The sequence below is a fragment of the Phocaeicola sp. genome, assembly GCF_057861905.1.
Genome location: NZ_DBMACV010000014.1, coordinates 30,394 through 56,860, shown reverse-complemented (window position 1 = coordinate 56,860; position 26,467 = coordinate 30,394). Strand labels below are relative to the sequence as shown.

Here is a 26,467-nt window from a genome sequence, read left to right as displayed (position 1 = left end):
TTTCTTTAAAGTTACTGACTTTCAGGGACTTTTGCAAATATAATCTATTGATAATTAAATACTTAACAATAGAATTTTATTTTTTTGTCATCTACTAAAATTTAAAAGTAAACCTTAATGATGTTATGAAGAAACACAATTTTATTTTGTTACTGGGGAGTGCATTGACGTTCTCGGTAATTAATGTATGGGCTGAGGAAGTAGGGGTAGCCGATACGATAAAAGTCACATCGGATACAAAAATCTCGGTAAGGTCAGGACTATTGCAAGAGTTGGATGGGACAACGTTTACAAAGGTAAAAGATGCAAACTTCCTTAATTCGTTAGTCGGTCGAATAGCAGGGGCAACTATTCAACCAAGTTCTGTTGGAACCGGGGGAGGAGTGAAGATTGAAATGAGAGGAGCAAGAAGTTTACGAGGTAATAATAATGTGCTTTTTGTGATTGATGGAATTCCGTTTCCCCAGCTTTCTGCTGAAGAATTTTATTCTATTTATAAAGGGTATGGGTTGTCGGCAGATGCCATTACTTCATTTAATGCGGAAGATATAGAAAGTCTGTCTGTCTTGTCGGGAATGGAGGTGTCTGTTCTTTATGGTAGTGATGCTGCCAACGGAGTAATTCTAATCACGACAAAAAAAGGACAGAAAGCACGTAAACCTTCAATTACGGTATCGAATACAACAACTTTTGCCAAACCTTTTGTAATGCCTGATTTTCAGCATGTCTATGAAAGTTGGAAATTGGACACGAGAACTTCATTCGATTGGAATCCTTCCGACTTTTATCGTACGGGGCATACCATAAACAATGCTGTAACGGTATCGGGTGGTACGGAAGTAAATCAAAGTTATTTTTCTGCGATGACTCAAAATGCAGTCGGATTGCTTGATAACAATAGTAGTAATCATTATAATCTGACGTTTCGTAATACGACAAACTTGCTGGATGGAAAGCTGAATATTGATGCCTGTTTGATGTATATCCGTACTAAAGGACGTAATATGCTGGCACAAGGTGATTACTTCAATCCAATTGTACCGGTTTATCTGCTGCCGGAAATCTTACGTGAGAAAGATGAATATAGTTGTTTCGAGCGGTATGATCCGGATAAAGGCTATGCAGTTCAGTATTGGCCTTATGCTAACTGGCAGAATCCGTATTGGACGGAAAAACGTAATTTGTTTGTGAATACTACAGATCGCATACGAGCAGGACTGGGATTCCGGTATGCATTAACTGACTGGTTGGATGTTACAGCACATGTCAACTATGATCAAGACAAACAGGTACAAACTCAAGAATTATATGCTTCGACTCGTTATTTACTGAAGGAATCTTCTTTAGGAGAATATGGGAAGATAAATGCTGATTTAAATCAGACCTATGCTGATTTTGCTTTTCATCTTCAAAAATCAGCAGGTGACTTTTCTTTTGATGCTTTGCTGGGAATGGCATTCCGTGATCGAAAATACGAATACAGTTTGCATGGGGGCAGTTTGGTACAACCAAATATATTTTCTCTTGACAATTTGGATGGTACGAAAAGAAGAGATTGGGATGCCGATTTACACGACCGTAGTGATGCGTTGTTTGCATCTTTGCAAATTGGTTACAAAGATTTTCTTTATATAAATGTCGGAGGACGTAAAGAATGGCAGTATTTGTGGAAGGAAGGAACAAGAGAAGGCTACGATGATGTTCTTTATCCATCGGCAGGACTCTCATTTATTCCAACTTCCATAATTTCGCATTCGGATATTTTGTCTTTCCTGAAGTTACGTCTGGCTTATGCAGAAAGCGGTACTTTTCATCAGTATTGTCTGCCTAACGGATTATGGTCGTATGATAGAGATGTGACATCACTGGTACAAGGAAGTGTTTTTAGTGACAAGACGAAGTCGTATGAAGCAGGGGTTGATCTGGGACTATTTAATAATAAGTTGAATCTATCCTTTACCATGTATACAACTTCTACGGATAACGAGATACCAGTGGAAACTTATTTAGGAAAAACAAAGATACAGAATAAAGGGTTGGAAATATCATTAGGTCTGAATCAGTCCTTAGGTTCTGTTTTATGGAATTCCAACCTTACTTATACTTTAAATAAAAATGAAATTAAGGATTTTGTTGAAATAGTAAATCCTGTAACAGGCGACCTTGTTGATATTGACTATTTAAAGCTTGCTTCATATGGTCAGCTTGCAGAAGAAAGGCTGGTGCCCGGAGGTTCGATCGGCGATATTTATGTCAGTACCTTTCAGAAAGATGCAGCAGGCAATATGATATTTAATACTCAAACTGGTTTGCCGAAACGTAGTAGTGAATATACATACGCAGGAAATTCTTCTCCTGACTATATAATAGGATGGACGAATGATTTTAACTGGAAAGGATTGGAACTGGGATTCGTACTGCAGGGAAGTTTCGGAGGTGAAGGGTTATCAATGACACAATCTATGCTCGACCAGTACGGCGTTTCAAAGTCTACAGCAGATGCACGTGACAAGGGAGGAGTTTGGATAGAAGGAAAGAAAATCTCTGCCCCTCAATACTATTCAGCAACTTCGGGGTTGTCGGGTATTGGTGAACTTTACATGTACGATATGACCAATATTCGTTTGGCAGAATTGTCATTGGGTTATACAATTCCGATGTATCGTTGGGTAAACTGGATGCAAAATATAAAACTATCTTTTGTCGGGCGAAATTTGGTTATGTTATACAATAAAGCTCCTTTCGATCCGATGAGTTCTGCAAGCATGGAAAATGATATGCGGGGAATTGATTACTTCCGTTTACCCAGCTTGCGCAATATGGGCTTTTCCATACAGCTTACTTTCTAAATGTTTATTGAAAAGTGTGAGATTGAAAACTTAGAAAAAGTTTGAGCAACTCTTTGTTGGCTGTACTGTCCAGCTGCGCTTCTTTTTCTTCTTCAAAGATATTGAGCGTGGCAGGACATTCGCCGCAGATATCTATGCCTATTGTCTGTTCATGTTTCAGAATAATAGAAAGCAAATGTTCCAGTTCATTCAGTGTAAAAGACCCCTGATCCCAGTTCGTAATAGCCGCCTGAGGGTTGAGTACGTCTTTGTCTACTGAAATGTATACTGGAGTATTGATTACTTCGGCGGAGAATCTTTTCCACGTCGATTCCTGTTGAAGACTTTGTTCGCTATAGAATTCAACTCGTGTCTGATATTTGGGAGCAACACTGTTTATTAACTGTTCAGAAGCTCCGATGATAACCACCTTTTTTAAATAAGAATTGGTTTTAATAATATCCTCTACCCAGCTTCCGCACGAAATCATTTCTTCGAACAAAGGAGGTTGCATGTCCGGATGATGATCGAATACAATTAATGAGAAAGGTTGTTGTATTTTATCCGTCCAGAACTTTGTCAGGTAATGATAATTACCGGAGTCGATAAAGTGAATCCCTTCTGCCGGATAGTTCTCTATAGCTTTTTTAAGAGCGAGTGCTCCCTCTTTATCACAGTAACATTCTACACCTTGCAAGTGCGTACAGTCTATCCATGTAAATTTTCTATTACGGGAGAAAGGTTCATAATCGTATACTCCTGTAAAATTCATGATAATAATGGGCTTGTTCATGGCTATAAATAAAAAAATCCCCACCCCGGAATGGACCGGAGCGGGGATTTTGCAGTTAGAATTGTTTATTTAATTTCAATCACTTTGTTGGCCTGTTTCTTTTCTTCCTGTGTCATCTTAGGCAACTCTATGTTAAGGACACCGTTATCGACTGATGCGCTGATTTTTTCCTTATCAACATCTTCAGGTAAAATCATGCATTGTTCGAATTTAGAGTAAGAAAATTCACGACGCAAATATTTCTTTTTCTCATCTTTTACCTCGTTTTTCTTCTCCATCGAAATAACCAACTGATTATCTTCGGTAAGATGAATATTGAAATCGTCTTTTGTCATGCCCGGAGCTGCAACTTCTATCTTGTAATTGTTTTCGTTTTCGATTACATTGATTGCAGGGGCAGTAGCATTAGCTCTTTCCATCCAATCGTTATCAAAGAAATCATTAAAAATACTTGGTAACCAATTCTGATTATAATTTCTTCTAGTCGGCATCATAGTTGTAATCTCCTATATTTTAGTTTTTTATTTTCAATCTTGTTATCTTGAACCGCTTCTCCTTTCGCTTTCGCGATTCACCCATATACTTGCAAAGTCTGTGCCAATTGTTTCAACTGACATATTGGTCGATGCCGTTAACTTTCGTTGAACGAACGCCAGGGCAATTTAAACTTTGATAAACATTGCGTTATGTCAATACGACCTGAAAATAGACAGATTGTCATTTCTATCTTTTCATACGGATGTTTGCATTCTTATTATTTATTCCTTATTTTTGTTCTTGTAAACATTTAATATTGTGTATTTATGAAGAAGATTTTATCAACCTTAATGATTTTGGCCTGTTTGTTTATGGCAGTGCCTGCACAAGCCCAATTGCAGTTTGGACTGAAAGGGGGACTAAACATTTCGAAATTGACTTTCTCGAAAGATATTGTAAAAAGTGATAATCGTACAGGATTCTTTATTGGTCCGATGGCTGAGTTTACCATTCCGGTTGTAGGATTAGGCGTAGACGTTGCTGCCTTATATAATCAGTCAGGTGCTAAGGCTGTAAGTGGAGGAGAAGAAGTCGATCAGACACTTAAAACAATTGAAGTTCCTGTAAACTTAAAATGGACACTTGGGCTGGGAAGCACATTAGGAGCCTATGTTGCAGCAGGGCCTCAGTTTGGCTTTAATGTAGGAAGCGGACATTTTACCGAGAATTTTGATATGAAGTCCTGCAATACTTCGTTCAACGTTGGAGTAGGTCTTAAATTATTGGGACATCTGCAGGCTGGAGTAAACTATAACTTTGGACTAAGTAAGATGGCTAAGTCGATTGATGATACGATGAGTATCGAGATGAAACGTAACACTTGGCAGATTTCACTGGCATATATGTTCTGATGATAGAGAGGTGTTTATTAATAAATCAATACGAGAAAGGAGATGTCCGTCAGGCATCTCCTTTTTATTTTTGCTATGCAGCAGATTAATCACAAGGATAAATCACTCCCCATTCTTTTCTCAAACCGTCCATTTGCTTCATTATCCGTAATGTTTCGGCATGAGGCATGTATGGAGATTCCAGCCATCCTTTTTCTATGGCTTCAATGGAAGCATATACTTGGTATTCATATCCGGTAATATGTTCCGGTGCTTTATAGACAGCTACCGTCTGATAATCCTTATCAACCAGGCGGACAGCCTCCGGGCAATTGATATTCTCCACAATCAGATGTCCTTTATCACCCGAAATTACTCCCATTCTGTCACTTTGTGCATAGATGCTCGCCTGTAAGGTAGCCATCTTTCCATCTTTATAAAAGAGCGTGATACTTTCTTGTGCGTCTACACCTGTTGCTGTCTTTTGGCAGGCTGAGTGAATTTCGGCTATTTCATCACCGAATGCCATTGCAGCAAAGTTCAATGTATAAACTCCTATGTCGAGTAAAGCTCCTCCGGCCAGTTCCGGACGGATAATTCTTTCCTTGTCACTTATCGGGTAGCTGAGATTGGCCGATAATGTATAAGGAGTACCAATTACACCTTTTTTCAACAACTCTTGTATGGTTAGAGATAGTGGCATGTATCGGGTCCAGATAGCTTCGGTAATAAATACCTTTTTCTCTTTGGCAAACGCAAGGAGTGACTCTGCTTGGCGAGCATTGGCTGTAAATGCTTTTTCGCATAGCACAGGCTTTCCTTTTTCAATGCACATGTGCGCATTTTCATAGTGCATGGCATGTGGAGTTGCAATATAAATCAAATCTACCTTAGGATCATCGGCTAATTCCTCGTAAGAACCATATGCTTTTTCAAATCCCCATGCATCGGCAAAAGTCCGTGCTTTTTCCAGACTGCGTGAAGCTACAGCATAACATTCTACCTCTTTCATTTTTCCCAGTGTAGCTGCCATCTTCTTTGCGATGCCGCCGCAGCCGATAATACCTATCTTATATATTTTCATGTTGATAATGGTTTAAGAGTTTCTTTACAAAACTATAAAAGTTTGCCCGACGTTCCAATGGGATAGCTCTGTTTTTTGTAACTTTGCCACCATGAAAAAGTATGTGGATGTCATATTGCCTTTACCCGTTGCCGGACAATATACCTATTCTGTTCCGGCAGACCTGGAGGATAAGGTAAAAGCGGGTTGTCGGATTGTAGTTCCTTTCGGAAGTAAAAAGTATTATACGGCAATTGTTACCTGTGTGCATCAGAATGCTCCCGAAACTTATGAAACGAAAGATCTCGTAGAAGTACTTGATACATCACCTGTCTTGTTGAAACGTCAGTATGATTTCTGGAAATGGCTGGCAGATTATTATCTGTGCACGCTGGGGGATGTATACAAAGCAGCTCTTCCTTCGGGGATGAAGCTGGAAAGCGAAACGCTTGTTGTACCGAATCCTGAATTTGAGGCAGACAAACCACTTCCTGAAAAAGAACAACGTGTCCTCGATTTACTGTCTGATGATTCGGAGCAGTGCATTACACAACTGGAAAAGGCAAGTGGCATAAAGAATCTGTTGCCTGTCATTAAGTCTTTGTTAGAAAAAGAGGCTATCAGGGTCAAAGAAGAATTAAAGCGCAGTTATAAGCCACGGGTCGAAATTCGGGTACGTCTGGCAGAGGCTATGCAGACGGAGGATGCCGTACGTCGTCAGTTTGATGTCCTGTCGCGTGCCCCCAAGCAACTGGCTTTGCTAATGAAATACATTGAACTTTCCGGATGGACCGGCGAACAGAAAGCCATAAAGGAAGTTTCACGTAAAACCTTATTGGATGCCGCATCTGCAACGACCTCTATCTTCAACGGACTGGTAGAAAAACATATTTTCGAAACCTACACTTCCGAGGTTGGGCGCTTACCTCAAGGACCTGTCGAAACTGCAGAATTGAATCCTTTAAGCGCAGCACAACAGCAAGCCTATCAAGAGATCCTGGCACACTTCCATCAAAAGAATGTTTGTCTGCTTCATGGAGTAACGGCAAGCGGTAAGACAGAAATTTACATTCACCTCATACAGCAGGCAATTCAAGCAGGCAAGCAAGTGTTATATCTCTTGCCGGAAATTGCCCTGACTACTCAGATTACTGAACGTTTACGCAGAGTATTTGGTAACCGGCTGGGAATTTATCATTCAAAGTTTCCGGATGCCGAGCGGGTGGAGATATGGCGTAAACAACTAACCGAACATGATTACGATGTGATACTGGGGGTACGTTCTTCGGTCTTCCTGCCGTTTCGCCGACTGGGCCTGGTCATTGTCGACGAGGAACATGAAAATACCTATAAACAACAAGAACCGGCTCCACGTTATCATGCACGCAGTGCTGCCATCATGCTGGCATCTATGTTTGGTGCAAAGACTCTACTGGGTACGGCCACTCCAAGTATAGAAACTTATTATAATGCTGTAAACGGAAAATATGGCTGGGTACAGCTTACGGAACGGCATCAGCATATTCAGTTGCCTCATATCGAGGTGGTAGACATCAAGGAGCTTGCCCGGAAAAAACGTATGACTGCACAGTTCTCCCCGTTGCTCCTTCAGAAGATACGCGAAGCGCTCGAGCAGAACGAACAGGTGATACTCTTCCAGAACCGCAGAGGATTTGCTCCCATGATAGAATGTCGTACTTGCGGATGGGTGCCCAAATGCAAGAACTGCGATGTCAGTCTTACCTATCACAAAGGATTGAATCAGCTTACTTGCCATTATTGTGGTTATACTTATCAGGTACCCAAGTCTTGTCCTGCCTGTGGAGGAGTAGAATTGATGAACCGGGGTTTTGGCACCGAGAAGATAGAAGATGATATTAAACAAATCTTTCCGGAAGCACGTGTTGCACGTATGGATTTGGATACGACCCGGACCCGTACAGCATACGAGCGGATTATCGCTGATTTCGAAGAAGGTAAAACAGACATCCTGATAGGAACGCAGATGGTTTCGAAGGGACTCGATTTCGACCGCGTCAGTGTGGTGGGAATCCTGAACGCTGATTCGATGCTGAACTATCCGGACTTTCGTTCATACGAGCGGGCGTTTCAACTGATGGCGCAGGTGGCAGGACGTGCCGGAAGGAAAAACAAGCAGGGGCTTGTGGTGTTGCAGACAAAATCTCCCGACTTGCCTCTGATTCATCAAGTTGTGGCAAACGATTATGGAGGCTTGTATCGGATGCAGATTGAGGAGAGAAGTTTGTTCAAGTACCCGCCTTTCTACCGGTTGATATATGTTTATTTGAAACATAGAAAAGAGGAGGTGCTCGAACAGGCGGCCGATCTGATGGCAGGATATCTGCGAAACGGACTGGGAAGCCGGGTGTTGGGACCAGACCGTCCGCCGGTATCACGTATACAGACTTTGTTTATAAAAAAGATAATAGTAAAAATAGAACAACAGGCTTCGATGTCGAAAGTACGAGAGTATCTCCAGCAAGTACAACGGGCAATTATAGAAGATGAGCGTTTCCGTTCGCTGCTGGTTTATTATGATGTCGATCCGATGTAAAAGATATTTGTATGAAAATAGAACTGGACGTTCATACGCATACCGTAGCAAGCGGTCATGCATTCAGCTCGTTGCAGGAAATGGCTCAGGCTGCTGCAGATAAAGGGCTGAAATTGTTGGGGATAACAGAACATTCTCCGAGTATACCGGGTACATGCGACCCGATTTATTTCCGTAACCTGCATGTCGTTCCGCGACAGATGTACGGCATAGAACTACTGTTGGGGACAGAAATCAATATCCTGAGTGGAGAAGGAAATCTTGATCTGGACGAGTTTTACCTGAAGATGCTGGATTTGCGTATAGCAGGCATTCATTCACTTTGTTATAGACAAGGTACTCCTGAAGAAAATACTCACGGAATGGTGCAGGTCATTTCCAATCCTTACATACATATTATCAGTCATCCGGGTGACGGGACGGCAAAGCTTAATTTTGAGCCGATAGTGCTTGCGGCCAAGGAACATCATACGTTGCTGGAAATAAACAATTCATCGTTGAAGCCTTGCCGGGGGAAGTTGGATGCCCGTGCCAATAATCTGGAGATACTGAGGCTGTGCCGCCGCTATGATGTGCCGGTCATTTTGGGAAGTGATGCTCACATTTCATTTGATATTGCTACTTATGATTATGCGCTGGAGCTGGTTGCTGAAACTGATTTCCCGGAAAGTCTGATTATGAATACCAGTGTAGATAAGTTTAAGGAATATTTGAAGATAGGACTATGAAAAGAATCTTGTTTGTCTGCTTAGGCAATATTTGCCGTTCATCGTCGGCAGAAGAGATTATGCGCACTTATATCAAACGTGCAGGACTGGAAAAGGAGATAGAGGTCGATTCGGCAGGTATAAGCAGTTATCACCGGGGAGAACTTGCCGACGACCGGATGCGGGCACATGCTATTCGCCGTGGGTATAATATAACGCATCGTTCGCGTCCGGTATGTACCGATGACTTTTATGATTTCGATCTGATTTTGGGTATGGACGACCGCAATATTGATGCCTTGAAAGAAAAGGCTCCCGATGTGGAAACGGAAAAGAAAATCGGCAGAATGACTGATTACTGCAGGACGAAGGTAGCGGACTATGTCCCCGATCCTTACTATGGCGGTGCCCAAGGCTTTGAGAATGTTCTCGATATTCTGGAAGATGCCTGCAAAGGTTTGCTCGAAAGTCTGGATGAAGAAGATAAAAAATAATTTCCTTATACCTTAGTCGGCGAAGAAACGCACTGCGCTGATTGTCAGGTAAAACGACGTGAAAAAATAATGTCGGCTCATTTTTATGAAAACGTCGGCAGGTTTGTGGAAATTTCTCTCGACGTTTTTTGAAAATTTGTACAAAATCTAAAATCTTTTGTACAAAAAATCTGAGAATGTGGAGAGGTTTCGCTATAAACCTGCCGGAGTTACATTTTCTTTGCCTTTAAGTTAGTTATATTACATGTATTTTTCTTTCCATTGTTCGTAGGGCTTATAAAGTGATTCGGGAGCTTGATTGTACCAACTGTAACCGTTTCGGCGCTCGTATCCTATCTCGGATAAGTTCTTGCGAGGAATGCCGTCGCGGTCACAAAATAGAGGTTCTGCCTTTTCCAGGTCATAAAAGCGTGCCCATATGGGGGATGCTTGCGGATCTTTTACAACCCTTTTGTCTGGTTTCCCTTCTGCATTCGTGAATTGTTCAATGCGTATGCCATGTATTTTGTGTGCATCGAGCCATGTCATGGCTCCGTTTATAGAAGCTTTAACTCGTTCATTGGGATTGGGTAACTCCATTAACAGGCGAATGATGGAGCAACTTTCCGACGTGCAGAATGAGGGGAGTTCGAAACTGCGGGCGGGAGCGGGTTTCAGTGTTATGTTATCATGTTGCTGACACCATATGGTGGGCTGGTCGTTTACCTTAATCTGGGTATTCAGTATGCATTCTATTCCCTTATCGAAAGCTTGAGCCAGTCTGGCTTTCATGCTGTCGTCTACCAAGTCGTTAAAAGGTGCAATTCCATCACGAAGCTTACGTATTATTTCCAAGGTCTGCACCATTGCATTATCGTTGTAAGTAATGTATACCTGATAACCTCTGTTTTCGGGCCAGAACTGCGGCCATCCTCCGTTCTCATACTGTCCGGCCAGAATAAATTCTACTCCTTTCAAAAAGGCATCCTTATATTGTTTGTCGGGATTCTGCTGGTACAGTCTGGCAAGATAAGTCAGCTCCAGAATCGTTGCATCATTGTCGGTCGTAGAGTCGTTGAGGCGGTTCTTGTCTCCTAAGACGATGCTTAGTTCTCCGCCCAGCGGTCGGTGAATGGGAATGTTCTTGGGCCATCCGCCGGTTTCTCTCTGATAAGCCAGTACATTTTCTGCTATTCGTTTGGCTTCGTCGGTCTTGAAGAACGCATCAGGGCTTTTCCTTACAATTGCTTTCCATTCCTTTGCTGTATATTGGTAATCCTTTGGATTGAAAGTCTGCTGGGAAGATGCCGGTATTGCCATGCAAGCGTACATGGCATAAGCCAGAATGATTCTGGCACTACCTTTGGATAAAGTATTTTTCATATCTGTATAAGTTTAGATTCTTTCTCAAAATTATGAAGGAATCTGTTGTACAGATGGTAAAAATTGTTCTTTCCTTTGTCTTTTTTATGCAGCAGCTTTATTTTTTCAATTCAGGATAACTGATACGTGTATGATACATCGTTTTCAGTTTTTCCTTGAATACGCTTTTCACGGTGGCTATGTCTTTGAACGTTATCGGACATTCCTTGAAATAACCTTCTTGCACTTGGGTGTCGATAATCTTGTCTACCAGGCCTGAAATGCTTTCTTCTGTATATTCTTTCAAGCTTCTTGACGCTGCTTCTACAGAGTCTGCCATCATCAGGATAGCCTGTTCTTTGGTAAACGGATTGGGACCCGGGTAGCGGAATGCTTCCTTGTCTACATCTTCATCAGGATGTTCGTTCTGGTATGATATATAGAAATATTTTGTGAGTCCTTTTCCATGATGTGTACGAATAAAGTCTTTAATAACCTGCGGCAAATCATTCTTTTCGGCGAGCTTTATTCCATCTGTTACATGATTGATTACAATCTGTGCGCTCTGCTTGTAGTTTAGTTGGTCGTGGGGATTGACTCCCGTCTGGTTCTCTGTAAAGAACGCAGGATTCAGCATCTTTCCGATATCGTGATACATGGCTCCGGTACGTACCAGCTGACTGTTGGCATTGATACGGTTGGCTGCGGCAGCAGTTAAATTGGCAAGTTGAAGAGAATGCTGGAAGGTTCCTGGTGCAACTTCCGACATTTCGCGCATCAGCTTGTTGTTTATATTGGAAAGTTCTACCAGCGTGACGTTTGATGTAAAGCCGAAAGTTTTTTCCAGAATGAACAATAAGGGATAAGTGAATAGCAACAAAATACCATTGATGATGAAATTTACATACATATATGTATTAAGTTGTGCGATATCGTTTATATGAATCAAGTCGAGCGCGAAGTATAGTACGGAATATGCAACGAAGACAATGAGTGCGCTGCGCAGCAATTGTGAACGTTGCGACAGTTCGCGCAGACTATAAATGCTGGCCATTCCAGCTATGGTCTGTAGTAAAATAAACTCATGTGGCGTACGCAGACAGATAGAACATAACAGGATGGACACTATATGTGCCATGAACGCCGTACGTGAGTCGAGGAAAATGCGGATAATCATCGGGAGCATGGTAAATGGTACGATGTATACGCTCATGAAAGCATGAGATACCATGATGGCCGACAGGACAGGGAAAAAGATAATGAGGAAGAATAGCAGTCCCAGACTGCCTTTCTTTTGATAATAATCGTAACGGAACAGAGCAAGATATGTCATGAAACACCCTATAAGTATGGCTACGAATAAAATTTGTCCCAGCAGGGTCAGGCGCTTCTCTGTCATGGTTTCTCCTCTTTTATCCCATTCTTTCTGAAGGGATTTCAAGATGTCAAATGTACGCTGGTCGATAATTTCACCTCGGTCTATGATTTTCTGTCCGTTCATGACAAAGCCTTTAGCCCAGGATACCCCCGAAAGAATATCTTTCTTTGCGGTTTCCGATTTCTCTGAATCATATATCAGGTTGGGCGTGAGATATTCATTCAGGTTACAGCGTTGCAGTAATGTTTTGCTATAATGCAGCGTATCCGAGTAAATCAGCTCTTCATAAGCACGTTTTGTCGTGTATATTTCGCTGGTACTTTGCAGAATAGAGGTGTTTTTGTTGATTATATGAATACTTCGCATGCTGTCTTTCCGTAAATTTGCCAGCTGGTCTACAGGAACAATACCTTTTTCGTAGATATTTTTCAGTATGCGTTCTATGTGATGCGAATAGGTTGGGTCAGGAATGAATCTTCGCAGTTTTTTATTGTAATCATTCTTGAACTGGTTGATTGCCTTTTCGCCTGTACTTTCTGATAAGACAAAATAGGGATGATAGTTAGTCATGATACTGTCTTGTTCCCGACGTACTTCCTCATCTCCCTTATAGATAGGAAAGTCGAAGGAGGCTTGTAGCAAACCATATTTCCATGGTTTGTTGATGTCAAATTGATAGTTGAAGGTACCTTCTCTCGGCAAAAAATAAACGATTACGGCAACTGCTGCCAAGAAAATGGCGCATTTATACAATAGTTTCTTGTATGAAAACTGTCTTTCTGTCTGGAAACTTTTCATGTGTTAGGATATTTTGCGTGCAAAATAAGAAAAAAACGGGAAATTTAGCTTAATTTTGTGGCGTATTTTTAGATAAAGACCACTATGGCAGAAAGAAAAGTAAGAGTTCGTTTTGCACCGAGTCCGACAGGTGCATTGCATATCGGTGGTGTGCGCACTGCCTTGTATAATTATCTGTTTGCGCGTCAGCACGGCGGAGATTTGATTTTCCGTATCGAAGATACTGATTCCAACCGTTTTGTTCCAGGGGCAGAGGAATATATTATCGAATCCTTCAAATGGTTGGGCATTAAGTTTGACGAAGGCGTAAGCTTCGGCGGAAATTATGGCCCGTACCGCCAGTCAGAACGTCGTGACATTTATAAGAAATATGTAAAGGTCTTGCTTGATAACGGTAAGGCTTATATCGCTTTCGATACCCCGGAGGAACTGGAAGCTAAGCGTAAGGAGGTTCCTAACTTTCAGTATGATGCTTCTACACGTAATTCAATGCGTAACTCACTCACGATGTCGAAGGAGGAAGTTGATAAGCTGATTGCCGAAGGTACACAGTATGTAGTGCGTTTCAAAATAGAACCGAATGAGGATGTACATGTACACGACATCATTCGTGGAGAGGTCGTAATTAACTCTTCTATTCTGGATGATAAAGTGTTGTATAAGTCGGCCGACGAACTGCCCACCTATCATTTGGCTAACATCGTAGATGACCATTTGATGGAGGTTTCTCATGTAATTCGTGGTGAAGAATGGTTGCCTTCTGCTCCGTTGCATGTATTATTGTATCGTGCATTCGGCTGGGAAGACACAATGCCTGAATTTGCTCATCTGCCGTTGTTGCTGAAGCCGGATGGAAACGGTAAGTTAAGTAAGCGTGATGGCGATCGTCTTGGCTTCCCGGTATTCCCGTTGGAATGGCATGATCCGAAGACAGGAGAAGTTTCTTCTGGCTATCGTGAGTCTGGATATTTGCCTGAAGCTGTCATCAACTTCTTGGCTTTGCTGGGATGGAATCCGGGAAATGATCAGGAAATCATGTCACTGGATGAATTGGTTAAGTTGTTCGACCTGCATCGTTGTAGCAAAGCGGGAGCTAAGTTCGACTATGAAAAAGGAAAATGGTTTAACCATGAATATATCTTGATGAAGAGTGATGAGGAAATTGCTGGTTTGTTTATGCCTATCCTGAAAGAACATGGCATCGAAGCTCCAATGGAAACAGTTGTAACTGTAGTTGGTTTGATGAAAGGCCGTGTCAGCTTCATTAAGGAATTGTGGGATACTTGCAAGTTCTTCTTTGTCGCTCCTACAGAGTATGATGAGAAGACTGTAAAGAAACGCTGGAAAGAAGATTCTGCCGTTCGTATGACAGAACTGGCCGATTTGCTTGAATCACTCGATGATTTCTCTCTGGCTCATCAGGAAGAAGTGGTTATGAAGTGGATAGAAGACCACGGCTATCACATGGGAAATATAATGAATGCTTTCCGCCTTACGCTGGTGGGCGAAGGAAAAGGTCCTCATATGTTTGATATCTCGGCTGTATTAGGTAAGGAAGAAACTGTAAGACGTATGCGCCGTGCAGTAGAGGTACTCAAATAAGAAACAGAAATGATTTATAATTTCGTTATTGGCCTATATATAAGTGCAGTCCGTCTGGCTGCACTTTTTAATAAGAAAGTAGCCAAGATGGTGAAAGGTGAAAAAGAGTCTTTCGCTGTCTTGAAGCAACATATTGATCCGCAGGCTAAATATTTGTGGTTTCATGCAGCTTCATTGGGCGAGTTTGAGCAGGGGCGTCCGCTGATTGAACGGATTCGTCAGCAATATCCTCAGTATAAGATTCTGCAAACGTTCTTCTCTCCTTCGGGATATGAGGTACGTAAGGATTATAAAGGTGCGGATGTGGTATGTTATCTGCCGCTTGATTCTCCTCGGAATGTGAAAAAGTTTATCGATTTGGCTCATCCTTATATGGCTTTTTTCATCAAATATGAATTTTGGTGCAATTATTTAAGTGAGCTGAAGCGCCGTAATATTCCGGTATATAGCGTATCTTCTATTTTCCGTCCGAAGCAGATTTTTTTCCGTTGGTACGGGGGAAGTTACAAAAATGTATTGAAATGTTTCGACCATCTTTTTGTACAGAATGAAGAATCTGTCCGTCTGCTGAAAAGTATCGGCGTTACTCGTACCACAGTTGTGGGAGATACTCGTTTCGATCGGGTACTGGAAATATGTAGTCAGGCCAAGGAATTACCGCTGGTGGAAAGCTTTAAGGGTGGAAATCATAAGACATTTGTTGCCGGAAGTTCATGGGCACCGGATGAAGATATCTTCATCCCTTATTTTAATGAGCATCCGGAAATGAAACTTATCATTGCTCCTCATGTGATAGACGAGAGTCATTTACAGGAAATCATTGGAAAGCTGAAGCGTCCGGTAGTACGTTATACCCAAGCAACCGAAGAAAATGTTAAACAGGCCGACTGTCTAATTATAGATTGCTTTGGATTATTATCGTCAATATACCGTTATGGAGAGATTTCGTATGTAGGAGGTGGCTTCGGTGTCAGCATCCACAATACGCTCGAAGCGGCTGTGTATGGTATTCCTGTCATCTTTGGACCGAACAATTATAAGTTCCTCGAGGCACAAGGGCTGAAGGCTTGTCGGGGAGGATTCGAAATTCAGGGCAAAGAAGACTTTGATTGCTTGATGGACAAGTTCCTTTCGGATGAGGCTTGTCTGCAGGAAGCAGGAAAGAATGCCGGCGGTTATGTACGTAATAATGCGGGTGCGCTGGAAAAGATAATGAATACAGTTTCTTTATAATAAGTAAGATAGGAGCAGTAGGCATACGGGTCTGGATAGTGACTGGTATGCCTGCTGCTCTTTTTATTCTTTCAGAAATCTCTTTTGATTGCAGTTTCAATGCTGGCTGAGGTTGGTAAAACTGAATTCCTTTTAGGAGGACCGACCGACTTGTCAGTGCTTGAAACGAGAAAGGTCTACATCCTTCACTTCCTTTTTCTTAAATCCTCCAAATTTGTAGCTGAAAGATACGGTGTAGTTACGCATATAATTGCTCAGATGCATATCCAGATACTGATTTCCATTACGGACTTTCGTTGTCAGGTGGTTGCCTCCATTGAATAAATCATTTCCTTTGATCTGAATCATAGCTTTATCTCCTGCAAAGGTATAGCGAATGGCTGTATGGATGAATGCGGCAGGCTCTATGGTATAACTTCCTTGTATGGATTTGGATGTACCGGTCGCACTAATTTCCATCTTGATGTTGGGGCGCTTACAGAGTGTAAACGTATTAGTCCAGCTTCCTGCTATATTCCATATCCTACGGTCGAAAGGAGCATCATAATAGTTGCTTGCCTGTTGATGAAGTGAAGACAGGCATATCATCAGCTGACTATTCCACCATTTTTTAGCCTTGAACGGGATAACAGAAGTAAAGGCAAACTCTTTTGAATAGTCCCAGTTCTGATAATTATATACAGCTTTCAGTCGGCTGGAGTCGAGGTATATCATTTGCATGAAGTAATCTTTGATATAATCATAGCTGAGTTGGAAAATATACTTGCTCTTCAGGATGTATATTAAAGCGGCGGAGTAATCGGTATAAGGCTTGAGTGATGCATTCCCTGTCGATTCCTGATAGTTGTTAAGGTAACTGGTCGATCCGCTTAACGTCCAGTAGTCGGGATAAGTCTTGTTCGAACTGAGCTCAAACTGGAAAAGGTGTGCGGATGAAAGAACATAACTTAAGTTCAAGATCGGGTAGATTGCCCATTTTTTATAGCTCATCATTTGATAATATTCAATGGAAGCAGATGCATTCAGACTCCATTGAGTGCCAAAGCTCTTTTCGAAACCGGTATAAAGATTACAAGTATATTCGTCAACTCGGCTTTCTTTGTTCATTCCACTCATCGCAGCAAGATTATATCTTTGCGAATTACGGTTGTTTACATATGCAAAGGATGTTCCATAATTCAGTATCCACGCATTGGAAAGTGTATGGCTTTGGTCGACATATACTTTCCATCGGTTTATATATTGAGCCGTGTTGCTGAGAAAGGTCGTTTCCTGCCCGTTGGTTTCTATGCTGCGGAAAGACTGTTCCTCTTTGTTCCTGAAATACGTGTAATCGAGACCTCCTGTCAGACCGAAGCTGGAAGTATAGTTCAAAGCCACGTTATGCATCTGTTCTTCGGCAGGGGCATGGTTGAAGGTAGTCGAATGATTATCCGAAGAGGTAACCGATTGTCGTTTATCGGGATTAAGACTGGAAGTATAACTCAGCCCCAATTGGCTCTGTTCATTAAGCTTATAGTTTCCTCCAAACCGGAATGTATGTACCAGTTGCCGATTTTCTCCGTTAGTAGACTGGCTGATGTTATGTATTTCATGGTTCAAAGTGTGACGGGTAATCAGTTCATAACCTTGACGGTTGTAGCAATTGTTGAGATTGTACATAAAGTCTATATCCAGTTTGGGAGATAAATAAGCAAATGTCACGCCGCCTTCTTCTCCAGCTTTATCTGCCTGTACATAATTGCCGCTTATCTCTCCCTGTAATCCTCCTTCTCCCGGCTTATAACCTTTTAGTATTACATTGATTGCTGCACCGCGCACATGATATTGCGGGGGAGTATTATACATCACTTCCGCCCGTTCCACACGTGATGCTGGCATACTCTTTAATAATGTAACGAGCTGTTCGTAGTTCATAGATGTAGGCTTTCCGTTCAAGATAATATTAATAATTCCGGCTCCCGCCAGCGTCAACACACCATTTTGTTCCATTATTCCCGGCAGTTGTTTTAAAGCATCGTACACATTCGTCACCAGCTTATTGGCAGTGAGTTGAGGCATATCGTAAGTCAAGCGGCTGCCTTCTACCTTGACCAGCGGTCGTTCCCCTCGTACAACAACTTCATCCAGCGCATAGTCTTTAGCCTGTAGTACCGTGATACCTGCATCTTTTTCTTTGCCTTTTTTCTCTATTGTATGATATAATAGATGCTGAAAGATGAGCCGATAAGCTTCCGGCTGATGATTGAACACAAAGTTTCCGTCGGCATTCGAAATTGTTGCATCCACGAAAACTGAGTCGGAAGTCTGGAGAATGATTGTTGCACCGTCTACTGGCTGCTGTTCTGTATCGACAACCTTACCCGAAACGGTTTGTGCCGTCAGGCTGCCTGAGCCTCCTGCCAGCAAGAAGATACTCATTAAAAAATAGATTTTCATATCAAATTGCATTGGGTTATTTTCTATATCTTTGACAGTGCGAAAGTAAAGGGCCCGACCGATTTTCTGGGTTAAGGGCAGGTTAATGTTACGTTAATACACGACTTATGGAGATAAAACATATCCGTTGGATTGCTGTGGTGGGACTTATTGCTATTGTTGAGCTGCAATACGTATGGCTTGTCAACACATATAAGCTGACCAAGGAAAGTATTCAGATGAAAGGGGAGGAACTGTTTCCCGAAGCAGCCTTGCAAGAGGTTTTCCTGCGCGTGTCTAAGACAAAGAAAGACTCCACGGTTACAATGAACGTCAACTTTGATGCTGAGAAAGACATGGAAACTATGTCTACTCCAGGTCAATGGCTGATGAGTTATATGCATGTTTCGTTTCAGGAAATTGCTCTGAAAGATTTTAATCGTGATGTTTCGTTTATGGATTTGGATTCGATTTATGCACACATGCTCGATTCGATTGGCTTTCCTGCTGCTGTTGCGTCGTGTATTGTCGACTCAACCGGCCGTATAATGAAGGCCTCCAGTCAACTGGATATGCATGGCAAAGGCGTATTACGAACTTCTCCCTTGCCGATCAGTTTTGACGGAACTCGCTTTCTGCAAGGAGTTATCACCAATCCGTATCGGGTAATTTTCCAGCGGATGACGTTGCTTTTGCTTGCTACCGTGCTGATCATGGTCTTGGTTATAGCTTGTATCATTTATCAGATACGCATTATTCTCCGTCAGAACAAGATTGCCAAATTGCGTGAAGACTTCTCGTATGCCATGATTCATGATATGAAGACACCGCTGAGTTCCATTCTGATGGGTACACAGATACTTGAAACCGGAAAGCTGGATGCCCAGCCGGAAAAAAAAGCCCGTTATTTCCGGATATTGAGAGAAGAGGGAGAGCATTTACTCTCGCTGACAAACAAGGTGCTTACCCTCTCCAAACTGGAAAATCACCAGTTGAAGTTAGAAAAAGAAACATGTAGCCTTCGTCCGATGCTGGAAGACCTTGCCGAGAAGTATAAGGCAAAAGCAGTGAAGCATATTGTCTATAAATGGAATTTGCAGGCAGATACCGTTTATGCGGATGAAGAGTTTTTGAAAGAAGCGCTCAGCAATCTGATTGACAATGCCGTGAAGTATTCGGGTGAGGAGGTTGAAATTACATTCTCGTCGGGAAAGCTTTCGAACGAATATTATATAAAGGTACACGATACGGGCTTCGGAATTCCCCTGAAAGACCAGAGTAAGATATTCGAAAAGTACGAACGTGCCTCGGCATTGGGCAGAAGCCGATATGGAGGTCCGGCTGGCTTCGGGCTGGGACTGAATTATGTTTTGCGGGTAGCTGAAGCTCATGGTGGCAGGGTTACGCTGGAAAGTATCGAAGGAGAGTACAGCGAGTTTACTATCTATCTTCCAGTTGAAGAAGACATTACTGGAAAGACTTGCCCGAAGATTGACAATGAATAATAACAATGAAACGATGATACGATTATTGCTGGTAGAAGACGATGCCAATCTGTGCTACATCATACGTGGCGGACTGGAGGATATGATAGGTGGTTACGAGGTGATGACGGCCGACAATGGGGAAACCGGATTGAAAATATGGAAGGAAGCGCACCCCGATGTGATTGTTGCCGATATCGAAATGCCGGTGATGGATGGATACGAAATGGTAAGACGTATTCGTGAAACGGATGAAGTAACACCTACTCTGTTTACTTCCGGTCGTGTTTCTCCCAAGGATGTGGTGAAAGGTTATGAGCTGGGAGTGAATAATTATATCAAGAAACCTTTTCTTGCCGAGGAGTTGAATGCGCATATTCTTGCTTTGCTGAAGCTGACTAAAGGAATAAAGTCGACAAACGAAGAAGATAAATTCCATTTTGGCCAGTCCTTTATATTCGAAGCCGGACATGCCTTGCTGAAACAGTCGGGCGGGGAAGAACGGACGCTTACCGAACGTGAAGCTGCGTTACTGCGCCTTTTGTGTGAGAACAAGAATAGAGTTGTCAGGCGTGAGGCCATTTTAGATCGCTTATGGAATACAGATGACGATTATTTTGCTTCGCGTAGTCTGGATGTATTCGTTTCGCGCTTGCGAAAGTTGCTGGCATCCGACAGTACGGTACAGTTGAAAACGATAAAAGGCGTAGGACTTATGTTGGAAGACAGCCCTGCGCCTGAAGAATAAATATAAGAATCCTGCTTTGATTTAAAACGATAAGGCAGGATTCCTTTTATTCGGCATTTTTCTTCAGCCATTCCATTCTTCGCTGGTCGGGAAGGTGGGTTACTTTGAAGTGCTCGAATTTCACGTTGAATCCTTCGCCGTCGGGACAAGCACCCATCAGACCAACCTGAACAGGTGTATTGTCTTGCAACCACGCATTTCGCATCATCACGTAAGTCTTGTCGTCAAAGGAATAGAATACCTCTACGGCATCCAGTCGTCTGACAGCCTTTATCCAGATGTAAGGCACAGGCTTGTCGAGTGTAATGACACTCCAGTCGCTTGTATGGTGAGTGACAACCGTACTCAGATTGAATTTCCCGTCGACGAACTCAATACCGGTCTTAATGTAGTTTTCCTTGTCGATACGGAGCATCAGACCCGCCTGGTCGAAACGAACCTTATAGTCGCCGGTGATTTTTACCTTCACTTCAAATTCCCCTCCATAGGTTGTATAATAAAAAGGAGCATCATCTACAGTGAATCCGTAGTGAGAAATTCTCCAGTAGTCACTATGCGGAGTGACAGACATACTTAAAGTGTTGTCTGTTATCTCCCAGTTTTCCGGTTCATTGAACCATTGCATTTTTTCCAGCGTCTGCGCCATCATGGCTTGTGTACTTATAAAAGTGAGAGCTGCTAAAAAGAGCTTTTTCATAAACTTGTAGATTTATAATGTGAAACTTTTTCTATTATTTTGCAAAAGTAGCTGTCCCTGCGGGAAGCATCAATACTGATAAATAACCAATTTTCTTTGTCCTTTGGCGCTATGAACATAAAGACAACACTAAATAATGAACTGCTTGCACAAGATTTTGGCACAGAAGCGGATCTGAACCTGTATTTGGCACGCTATAAGCAAATAGCTTTGGCATATGCCGAAGTCGAGAACTCGATAGCTGTCCTGAGTGATATGGACTCTAACCGGAGCTATATCTATTATGGAAAAGTGGGAGAGTCTTTGGGGATAGCCTTGCAAGGAGCGTATCATGTCATCAATTCAATTTGGGAAGAAGATATATTTAGCCGGATTCATCCCGATGATTTGCTGAAAAAGCATACCCGTGAATTGCGTTTCCTGCATTTTCTGAAAAATATTTCGGGAAAGCTGCGTAGTGATTATTACCTGGAAGAGTATCTCCGGATGCGCGATGGCGGGGGAAAGTATTACCTGGTTTTGCATCGAATGTTTTATGTGATAGCACAGGATTCCGGGAATATTTGTCTGGCTTTATGCCTTTATAATTTGGCCGACGGACCTTTACGGGGCAGCGGAATAGTAAATTCTGCTGATGGAAGCCGTATGGATATCGACACGTACGATTGCTCGGACCTGCTTTCGAAACGGGAAAAAGAAATTCTCTTGTTGATAGGAAAGGGAAAATCGAGTAAGGAGATAGCCGATGAACTGTCTGTCAGTATACATACTGTTAGTCGTCACAGGCAAAATATCTTGCAAAAACTACAGGTAAGTAATTCGGCTCAGGCTTTTGGTGTTGCGTGCGAATTGCATTTGCTGTAACTGTTTGCGAAAGGATATGGGGAAGATGGAGGAAAAATGTCGAGGTGTTGTGTAATTTTTCTGCAGAAGTCTTTCTATTGTTTTGTACAAAACATCGGGAAATTTGTACAAAGTTTAAAATGTTTTGTACAAAAAGAGAATCACTTTTCATGGCCTTTTAGTGAAGAGGTGAGAGTCTTTTAAAAAAATGTCGGCTTTTTAACAGAAAAAGTTAGCGGTTTCTCGTCTAAAATGCTTAACTTTAACGACTTAATTGTGCGAGCTTATGAAGAAGCTGTTCTGTTTATGCTATTTGACTCTCGTTTTAGGTGGAGTGATTCCGTGGGTAACTTCCTGTTCGGGCGATGATGTGGAGGATACTGTATCTGTGCAAGAGGTTCCTTCCGATATATCGTTGTTTGTATCGGGACGTTTTTCCGGAGCTATGATTGAACGGATTTCACGGGTAAGCGAGGGGGATGCAGGATATCATGTTGTCCTGTCGAATAATGTAGAAGTAAATTTTACCAAGGATGGTGTCTGGACAAAAGTAAGTTTCCCTGATGCGGGAATGCAGATTTTCGCTCGTAAGTTTTTGGGGGAGATGTACGACTTTATGGAGGCAAAGTTTGGTGAAATTTCAGTTTCTGCTGTTTATGCAGTCAAGGAAGGCGTCAGTGCTGAACTGAGTGACGGCAGAAGAATGGTCTTCCAGCATGAAGGAAATCGTTGTCTGGGCTATGAGTATAGTGTTGAAACCGGGGAAGAGTATTTACCTGAGAAAGTGAAAGATTGTATTCAGCAAGCATTTCCGGATGGTACAGTTACTCGGATAATTCTGGGTGCGGAAGTCTTGGATGCTTCTATGCCGGCTTACCGGGTATGGGTCGACGATACTTATCTGTTTCTCTTTAATAAAGAGGGGGAGTGGACTTCGGTGAGCGGAGAGTTTGAGCGGGTTGCCGCTGGCAGAGGTGATGAAATGCTTTTCCCTGCATTGCCGCAGACGGTCTTTAGTCTGCTGCCTCAGAGGGTAATGGAGGAAGTCGGAAAATATGAACCGGGTGCACGGATTACTTCTGTCGTCCGTGATAAAAAAGATTATTATACCTTGCAGGTGCAGCCCGATAAGGCACTTTGCACATATGAGGGGAAGAAAACTTTTGTCATAAAGATAGATAAGGTTCAGGATTTTCTGGAAAACTATTTTACTGAAGTACATCAGTTGACCATATCGTGGAATCATGACTATAATCATCCGCTTGTTTCTGTTACTTTACCCAATGGATTCAGTTTCTTGTTTAATGGTAATTATAAGTGGTTGCGTATAAACGGAGGTGGACAGATATGGCCGGATTCAATGTTTCCATTGCTGCCTTCCGGTATTATCTCGTATTGGAAGAATACGGCGGCCGATGTTGGTATAACGGATGTGGACAGGAAGGATGGAAGTTATCATGTGTTGCTGATAGACGGTACCCGGTGGCTATTTAATGCTCACGGGGGATTTATGAAATATGAAACAGTAAAGTAAAAACAAACGGAGGGTAAAATAACTTTTATGTTAATTACCCTCCGTTTGTTTTTTATAACTTGTCGGTATGTTCTTCATTTTCCTTAAACCAGGATGCGTACATCAGATAGCCGTTTGCTATCTTCTGGTTCAGCTCTTTGCTTTGCTGCGGATCTACTTTCTTTATAAATTTGGCTGGAACACCGCCCCAAAGAGTATGAGGTTCGATGACTGTATTGGCTAAGACCAGTGCTCCGGCGGCTACAATAGCTCCTTCACCCACAACTGCATGGTCGAGCAGGGTAGACCCCATCCCGATCAGTGCATTGTCGTGTACGCAGGCTCCGTGTAGAGTGACGTTGTGCCCGATGGAAACGTCATTGCCGATTTCTACGGTCGACTTCTCGTAAAGTGTATGCAGGACTGTTCCGTCCTGAATATTTACGCGGTCGCCGATACGAATTGAGTTCACGTCTCCGCGTAATACGGCATTGAACCATACGCTGCAATCCCGTCCCATGACGACATCGCCTATAATCGTTGCATTGTCGGCGAGATAACAGTTCTCGCCAATTTGAGGAGTGAATCCTCTGACTGATTTAATTAGTGCCATATTATCTTGCTGTTTTATATTATTTACGTAAGCTGGATGTTGCATCTTTCAACCATTCCTGCTCGGGAGCCGTCAACATAGGAGACAGTACTTCAAAAACATGTCGGTGATAGTCGTCGAGCCATGCCGTTTCTTCTTGTGTCAGCATGTCTGTACGAATGGCTTCTTTGTCTATCGGGCAGAGGGTGAGAGGCTCAAATTTATAAAAGGCGCCGAACTCTGTTTCACGGGACGGTACTACAAGCATTGTGTTTTCTGTCCGGATGCCGTAACGTCCGGATTTGTAGATTCCCGGTTCGTTGGTAATGGTCATGCCGGGGCATAAAGGAGTCGGTACATGGTTCATTCGAATCTGATGAGGCCCTTCGTGAACATTCAGGAAATGTCCTACACCATGCCCGGTACCGTGTCCGTAATTGATACCTGCTTTCCACATGAACTGTCGTGCCAGCACGTCGAGTTGTGTACCGCAGGTGCCTTGAGGAAACTCGGCTCTTGACAAGGCAATAAATCCTTTCAGAACCAGTGTGTAGTCGGTTTTTTGTTCTTCGGAAACTTTACCTAAGGCGATGGTTCTTGTAATGTCAGTTGTTCCGTCCAGATATTGTGCTCCACTGTCGAGCAGAAGGAATCCTTCGGGTTGCAATGTTACATCTGTTTCAGGTGTTGCTTCATAATGTACGATAGCTCCATGTGCCTGATAGCCGGCAATCGTATCGAAACTGATGCCCTGAAAATGCTCCTGCTCAGCTCGCAACTCATATAATTTACGGTCGACGGAAAGTTCGGTTTCCTTACCTTCTTTGACAGCCGCTTTCAGCCATTTCAGGAAGCGCACCATTGCTACGCCATCTCGTTTCATGGCTTGATGAAATCCCGCTATTTCTGTTGGATTTTTGATTGCTTTCAATAAGCGGACGGGGGAGGGGAGAATATCGACATGTGCAGAAGAAGCTGCTGCGCAATAAAGCGTATAGTTCGTTTCCGGTGAGAGTTGTATGCATTTCCCTGAATAATGTAGCAGATCATTCTCTATTTCTGTGTAGTTCTTGGTACGCACTCCGTTTTGTTGGAGATAACAGCTGATTTCAGGAGTGAGCTTCTCGGGCAGGATATATAAGGTTGCGTCAGACCGAGTGATAAGCAGGTAGCTGATGAATACCGGATTGCAATGCACGTCGTTGCCTCGCATGTTTAAAGTCCAGGCTATTTCATCGAGGGCAGAAATCAAGATGCCGTCAGCTTGATTGTGCAAGATGTTTTCTCTGATTTGAGTCAGCTTGTCGGAACATGACACTCCGGCATATGTTTCTGGCAGGATAAACGGTACGTTGAGTGGCAGGGAGGGACGATCTTCCCATAACGTTTCGAATGGATCTTCTACGGAAACAAGTTCCAGGCCTTGAGAAACGAGTGATGCACGGAGGGTTTCGGTCTCGTCTGTTGCATTAACCCAACCATCTATGCCCACCTTTTCTCCTTTATGCAAGACATTTCCTAACCATTCTGCAATGGATGGTGTTTCGGGCAGCCTGTCTTTGAAGAGTTTGATGCCTGTTTCTTCTAACTGATCGGCTGCTTGCAAAAAATATCTTGAGTCTGTCCAGAGCCCTCCCTCTTGAGTTGTGATGACAACTGTTCCGGCCGAACCTGTAAATCCGGATATCCATTTACGTGATTCCCAGTGAGCCGGTACATATTCTCCGGAGTGCGGATCTGTGCTCGGCACAATAAAAGCCGATATTCCTTGTCGCACCATGAGCGTGCGCAGTAAAGCGATTCTTTTTTTTATCTCTTCTTTCATATAAAAATACGTTTTCTCAAAGACTTACTATAAAAAGCAAAGGTACGATTTCTAAGGTATTTTCGATAAAATCTATTGGAAAGTTTTGTAAATAAAGAAAGTATGTGTAATTTTGCGCCGCAATTCGACTATCGAATAATTTAATAACAACATACTTTAATTTTAAAA

At 42.5% G+C, this 26,467-nt stretch carries 20 protein-coding genes; 11 read left to right on the top strand and 9 right to left on the bottom strand.

The annotated features are described in order from the left end of the window. Positions 1–125: 125 nt before the first annotated feature. Positions 126–2,849, top strand: coding sequence for a SusC/RagA family TonB-linked outer membrane protein (locus ACZM60_RS04730; RefSeq protein WP_489520901.1), 2,724 nt, complete (start codon positions 126–128; stop codon positions 2,847–2,849). Between the two features lie 4 nt (positions 2,850–2,853). Here ACZM60_RS04730 and ACZM60_RS04725 read toward each other — a convergent pair whose 3' ends face one another. After that, complete coding sequence (locus ACZM60_RS04725; RefSeq protein WP_418586733.1) at positions 2,854–3,621, bottom strand: arginase family protein; 768 nt, start codon at positions 3,619–3,621, stop codon at positions 2,854–2,856. A gap of 65 nt (positions 3,622–3,686) precedes the next feature. Beyond that, a complete protein-coding gene (locus ACZM60_RS04720) occupies positions 3,687–4,115 on the bottom strand; it encodes an Hsp20/alpha crystallin family protein (protein WP_021969917.1) in 429 nt (142 codons plus the stop codon). A gap of 309 nt (positions 4,116–4,424) precedes the next feature. Here ACZM60_RS04720 and ACZM60_RS04715 point away from each other — a divergent pair, with 309 nt between their 5' ends. Beyond that, positions 4,425–5,009 carry a porin family protein gene (locus ACZM60_RS04715; protein WP_021969916.1) on the top strand — a complete coding sequence of 195 codons (585 nt, stop codon included), beginning with the start codon at positions 4,425–4,427 and terminating at the stop codon, positions 5,007–5,009. 85 nt (positions 5,010–5,094) lie between these two features. Here ACZM60_RS04715 and ACZM60_RS04710 read toward each other — a convergent pair whose 3' ends face one another. Further along, positions 5,095–6,072 (bottom strand): Gfo/Idh/MocA family protein, encoded by a 978-nt coding sequence (locus tag ACZM60_RS04710; protein WP_340318847.1) that lies wholly within the window; start codon positions 6,070–6,072, stop codon positions 5,095–5,097. Between the two features lie 91 nt (positions 6,073–6,163). Between ACZM60_RS04710 and priA the strand changes: the two genes are divergently transcribed. From priA to ACZM60_RS04695, 3 genes are read left to right on the top strand one after another with little or no spacing between them, the layout of a single operon-like run. After that, positions 6,164–8,626, top strand: a complete 2,463-nt coding sequence (gene priA, locus ACZM60_RS04705; protein ID WP_021969914.1) for a replication restart helicase PriA — start codon at positions 6,164–6,166, stop codon at positions 8,624–8,626. A gap of 11 nt (positions 8,627–8,637) precedes the next feature. Further along, the gene (locus ACZM60_RS04700; protein ID WP_489520900.1) at positions 8,638–9,354 is read left to right on the top strand and encodes a phosphatase; all 717 of its coding nucleotides are present in this window, start codon (positions 8,638–8,640) and stop codon (positions 9,352–9,354) included. After that, positions 9,351–9,827: a low molecular weight protein-tyrosine-phosphatase gene (locus ACZM60_RS04695; protein ID WP_021969912.1), complete on the top strand. Its 477-nt coding sequence runs from the start codon at positions 9,351–9,353 to the stop codon at positions 9,825–9,827. Before ACZM60_RS04700 ends, ACZM60_RS04695 begins: the two co-directional genes overlap by 4 nt. Positions 9,828–10,067: 240 nt before the next feature. Here ACZM60_RS04695 and pelA read toward each other — a convergent pair whose 3' ends face one another. Together pelA and ACZM60_RS04685 are read right to left on the bottom strand one after the other, a co-directional pair. Further along, the gene (gene pelA / locus ACZM60_RS04690) at positions 10,068–11,189 is read right to left on the bottom strand and encodes a pectate lyase (protein ID WP_340318849.1); all 1,122 of its coding nucleotides are present in this window, start codon (positions 11,187–11,189) and stop codon (positions 10,068–10,070) included. Between the two features lie 97 nt (positions 11,190–11,286). Then, a complete protein-coding gene (locus ACZM60_RS04685) occupies positions 11,287–13,344 on the bottom strand; it encodes an HD family phosphohydrolase (RefSeq protein WP_489520899.1) in 2,058 nt (685 codons plus the stop codon). An 84-nt stretch (positions 13,345–13,428) separates the two neighbouring features. Here ACZM60_RS04685 and gltX point away from each other — a divergent pair, with 84 nt between their 5' ends. After that, positions 13,429–14,946 (top strand): glutamate--tRNA ligase, encoded by a 1,518-nt coding sequence (gene gltX / locus ACZM60_RS04680; RefSeq protein ID WP_021969909.1) that lies wholly within the window; start codon positions 13,429–13,431, stop codon positions 14,944–14,946. Positions 14,947–14,955: 9 nt separating this feature from the next. Beyond that, entirely contained in the window at positions 14,956–16,179 is a 1,224-nt protein-coding gene (locus ACZM60_RS04675; RefSeq protein WP_021969908.1) for a 3-deoxy-D-manno-octulosonic acid transferase, read from the top strand. Between the two features lie 153 nt (positions 16,180–16,332). On the opposite strand, the gene ACZM60_RS04670 is transcribed toward ACZM60_RS04675, so the two are convergent. After that, complete coding sequence (locus tag ACZM60_RS04670; protein WP_489520898.1) at positions 16,333–18,618, bottom strand: outer membrane beta-barrel protein; 2,286 nt, start codon at positions 18,616–18,618, stop codon at positions 16,333–16,335. A 107-nt stretch (positions 18,619–18,725) separates the two neighbouring features. Between ACZM60_RS04670 and ACZM60_RS04665 the strand changes: the two genes are divergently transcribed. Together ACZM60_RS04665 and ACZM60_RS04660 are read left to right on the top strand one after the other, a co-directional pair. Continuing rightward, the gene (locus ACZM60_RS04665; RefSeq protein ID WP_489520897.1) at positions 18,726–20,102 is read left to right on the top strand and encodes a sensor histidine kinase; all 1,377 of its coding nucleotides are present in this window, start codon (positions 18,726–18,728) and stop codon (positions 20,100–20,102) included. A 13-nt stretch (positions 20,103–20,115) separates the two neighbouring features. Next, positions 20,116–20,829: a response regulator transcription factor gene (locus ACZM60_RS04660; RefSeq protein ID WP_489520896.1), complete on the top strand. Its 714-nt coding sequence runs from the start codon at positions 20,116–20,118 to the stop codon at positions 20,827–20,829. Positions 20,830–20,875: 46 nt separating this feature from the next. Here the strand turns inward: ACZM60_RS04660 and ACZM60_RS04655 are convergent, their stop codons facing one another. Continuing rightward, the gene (locus ACZM60_RS04655; protein ID WP_021970407.1) at positions 20,876–21,526 is read right to left on the bottom strand and encodes a DUF1349 domain-containing protein; all 651 of its coding nucleotides are present in this window, start codon (positions 21,524–21,526) and stop codon (positions 20,876–20,878) included. Between the two features lie 111 nt (positions 21,527–21,637). On the opposite strand from ACZM60_RS04655, the gene ACZM60_RS04650 reads away from it, so the two are divergent. Both ACZM60_RS04650 and ACZM60_RS04645 read left to right on the top strand, forming a co-directional pair. Further along, complete coding sequence (locus ACZM60_RS04650) at positions 21,638–22,390, top strand: response regulator transcription factor (RefSeq protein WP_340318854.1); 753 nt, start codon at positions 21,638–21,640, stop codon at positions 22,388–22,390. A 265-nt stretch (positions 22,391–22,655) separates the two neighbouring features. Continuing rightward, positions 22,656–23,903: a PepSY-like domain-containing protein gene (locus tag ACZM60_RS04645; protein WP_489520895.1), complete on the top strand. Its 1,248-nt coding sequence runs from the start codon at positions 22,656–22,658 to the stop codon at positions 23,901–23,903. Between the two features lie 52 nt (positions 23,904–23,955). On the opposite strand, the gene ACZM60_RS04640 is transcribed toward ACZM60_RS04645, so the two are convergent. Both ACZM60_RS04640 and ACZM60_RS04635 read right to left on the bottom strand, forming a co-directional pair. Further along, on the bottom strand, positions 23,956–24,495 hold the full coding sequence (locus ACZM60_RS04640; protein WP_021970404.1) for a gamma carbonic anhydrase family protein: 540 nt from the start codon (positions 24,493–24,495) through the stop codon (positions 23,956–23,958). Between the two features lie 19 nt (positions 24,496–24,514). Next, positions 24,515–26,299 carry an aminopeptidase P family protein gene (locus ACZM60_RS04635; RefSeq protein ID WP_489520894.1) on the bottom strand — a complete coding sequence of 595 codons (1,785 nt, stop codon included), beginning with the start codon at positions 26,297–26,299 and terminating at the stop codon, positions 24,515–24,517. Between the last annotated feature and the right edge of the window lie 168 nt (positions 26,300–26,467).

Bases quoted from the DNA above. Each gene is read 5' to 3' on its own strand.
- ACZM60_RS04730 (WP_489520901.1), top strand. From the start codon at position 126: ATGAAGAAACACAATTTTATTTTGTTACTGGGGAGTGCATTGACGTTC.
- ACZM60_RS04725 (WP_418586733.1), bottom strand. From the start codon at position 3,621: ATGAACAAGCCCATTATTATCATGAATTTTACAGGAGTATACGATTAT.
- ACZM60_RS04720 (WP_021969917.1), bottom strand. From the start codon at position 4,115: ATGATGCCGACTAGAAGAAATTATAATCAGAATTGGTTACCAAGTATT.
- ACZM60_RS04715 (WP_021969916.1), top strand. From the start codon at position 4,425: ATGAAGAAGATTTTATCAACCTTAATGATTTTGGCCTGTTTGTTTATG.
- ACZM60_RS04710 (WP_340318847.1), bottom strand. From the start codon at position 6,072: ATGAAAATATATAAGATAGGTATTATCGGCTGCGGCGGCATCGCAAAG.
- priA (WP_021969914.1), top strand. From the start codon at position 6,164: ATGAAAAAGTATGTGGATGTCATATTGCCTTTACCCGTTGCCGGACAA.
- ACZM60_RS04700 (WP_489520900.1), top strand. From the start codon at position 8,638: ATGAAAATAGAACTGGACGTTCATACGCATACCGTAGCAAGCGGTCAT.
- ACZM60_RS04695 (WP_021969912.1), top strand. From the start codon at position 9,351: ATGAAAAGAATCTTGTTTGTCTGCTTAGGCAATATTTGCCGTTCATCG.
- pelA (WP_340318849.1), bottom strand. From the start codon at position 11,189: ATGAAAAATACTTTATCCAAAGGTAGTGCCAGAATCATTCTGGCTTAT.
- ACZM60_RS04685 (WP_489520899.1), bottom strand. From the start codon at position 13,344: ATGAAAAGTTTCCAGACAGAAAGACAGTTTTCATACAAGAAACTATTG.
- gltX (WP_021969909.1), top strand. From the start codon at position 13,429: ATGGCAGAAAGAAAAGTAAGAGTTCGTTTTGCACCGAGTCCGACAGGT.
- ACZM60_RS04675 (WP_021969908.1), top strand. From the start codon at position 14,956: ATGATTTATAATTTCGTTATTGGCCTATATATAAGTGCAGTCCGTCTG.
- ACZM60_RS04670 (WP_489520898.1), bottom strand. From the start codon at position 18,618: ATGAAAATCTATTTTTTAATGAGTATCTTCTTGCTGGCAGGAGGCTCA.
- ACZM60_RS04665 (WP_489520897.1), top strand. From the start codon at position 18,726: ATGGAGATAAAACATATCCGTTGGATTGCTGTGGTGGGACTTATTGCT.
- ACZM60_RS04660 (WP_489520896.1), top strand. From the start codon at position 20,116: ATGATACGATTATTGCTGGTAGAAGACGATGCCAATCTGTGCTACATC.
- ACZM60_RS04655 (WP_021970407.1), bottom strand. From the start codon at position 21,526: ATGAAAAAGCTCTTTTTAGCAGCTCTCACTTTTATAAGTACACAAGCC.
- ACZM60_RS04650 (WP_340318854.1), top strand. From the start codon at position 21,638: ATGAACATAAAGACAACACTAAATAATGAACTGCTTGCACAAGATTTT.
- ACZM60_RS04645 (WP_489520895.1), top strand. From the start codon at position 22,656: ATGAAGAAGCTGTTCTGTTTATGCTATTTGACTCTCGTTTTAGGTGGA.
- ACZM60_RS04640 (WP_021970404.1), bottom strand. From the start codon at position 24,495: ATGGCACTAATTAAATCAGTCAGAGGATTCACTCCTCAAATTGGCGAG.
- ACZM60_RS04635 (WP_489520894.1), bottom strand. From the start codon at position 26,299: ATGAAAGAAGAGATAAAAAAAAGAATCGCTTTACTGCGCACGCTCATG.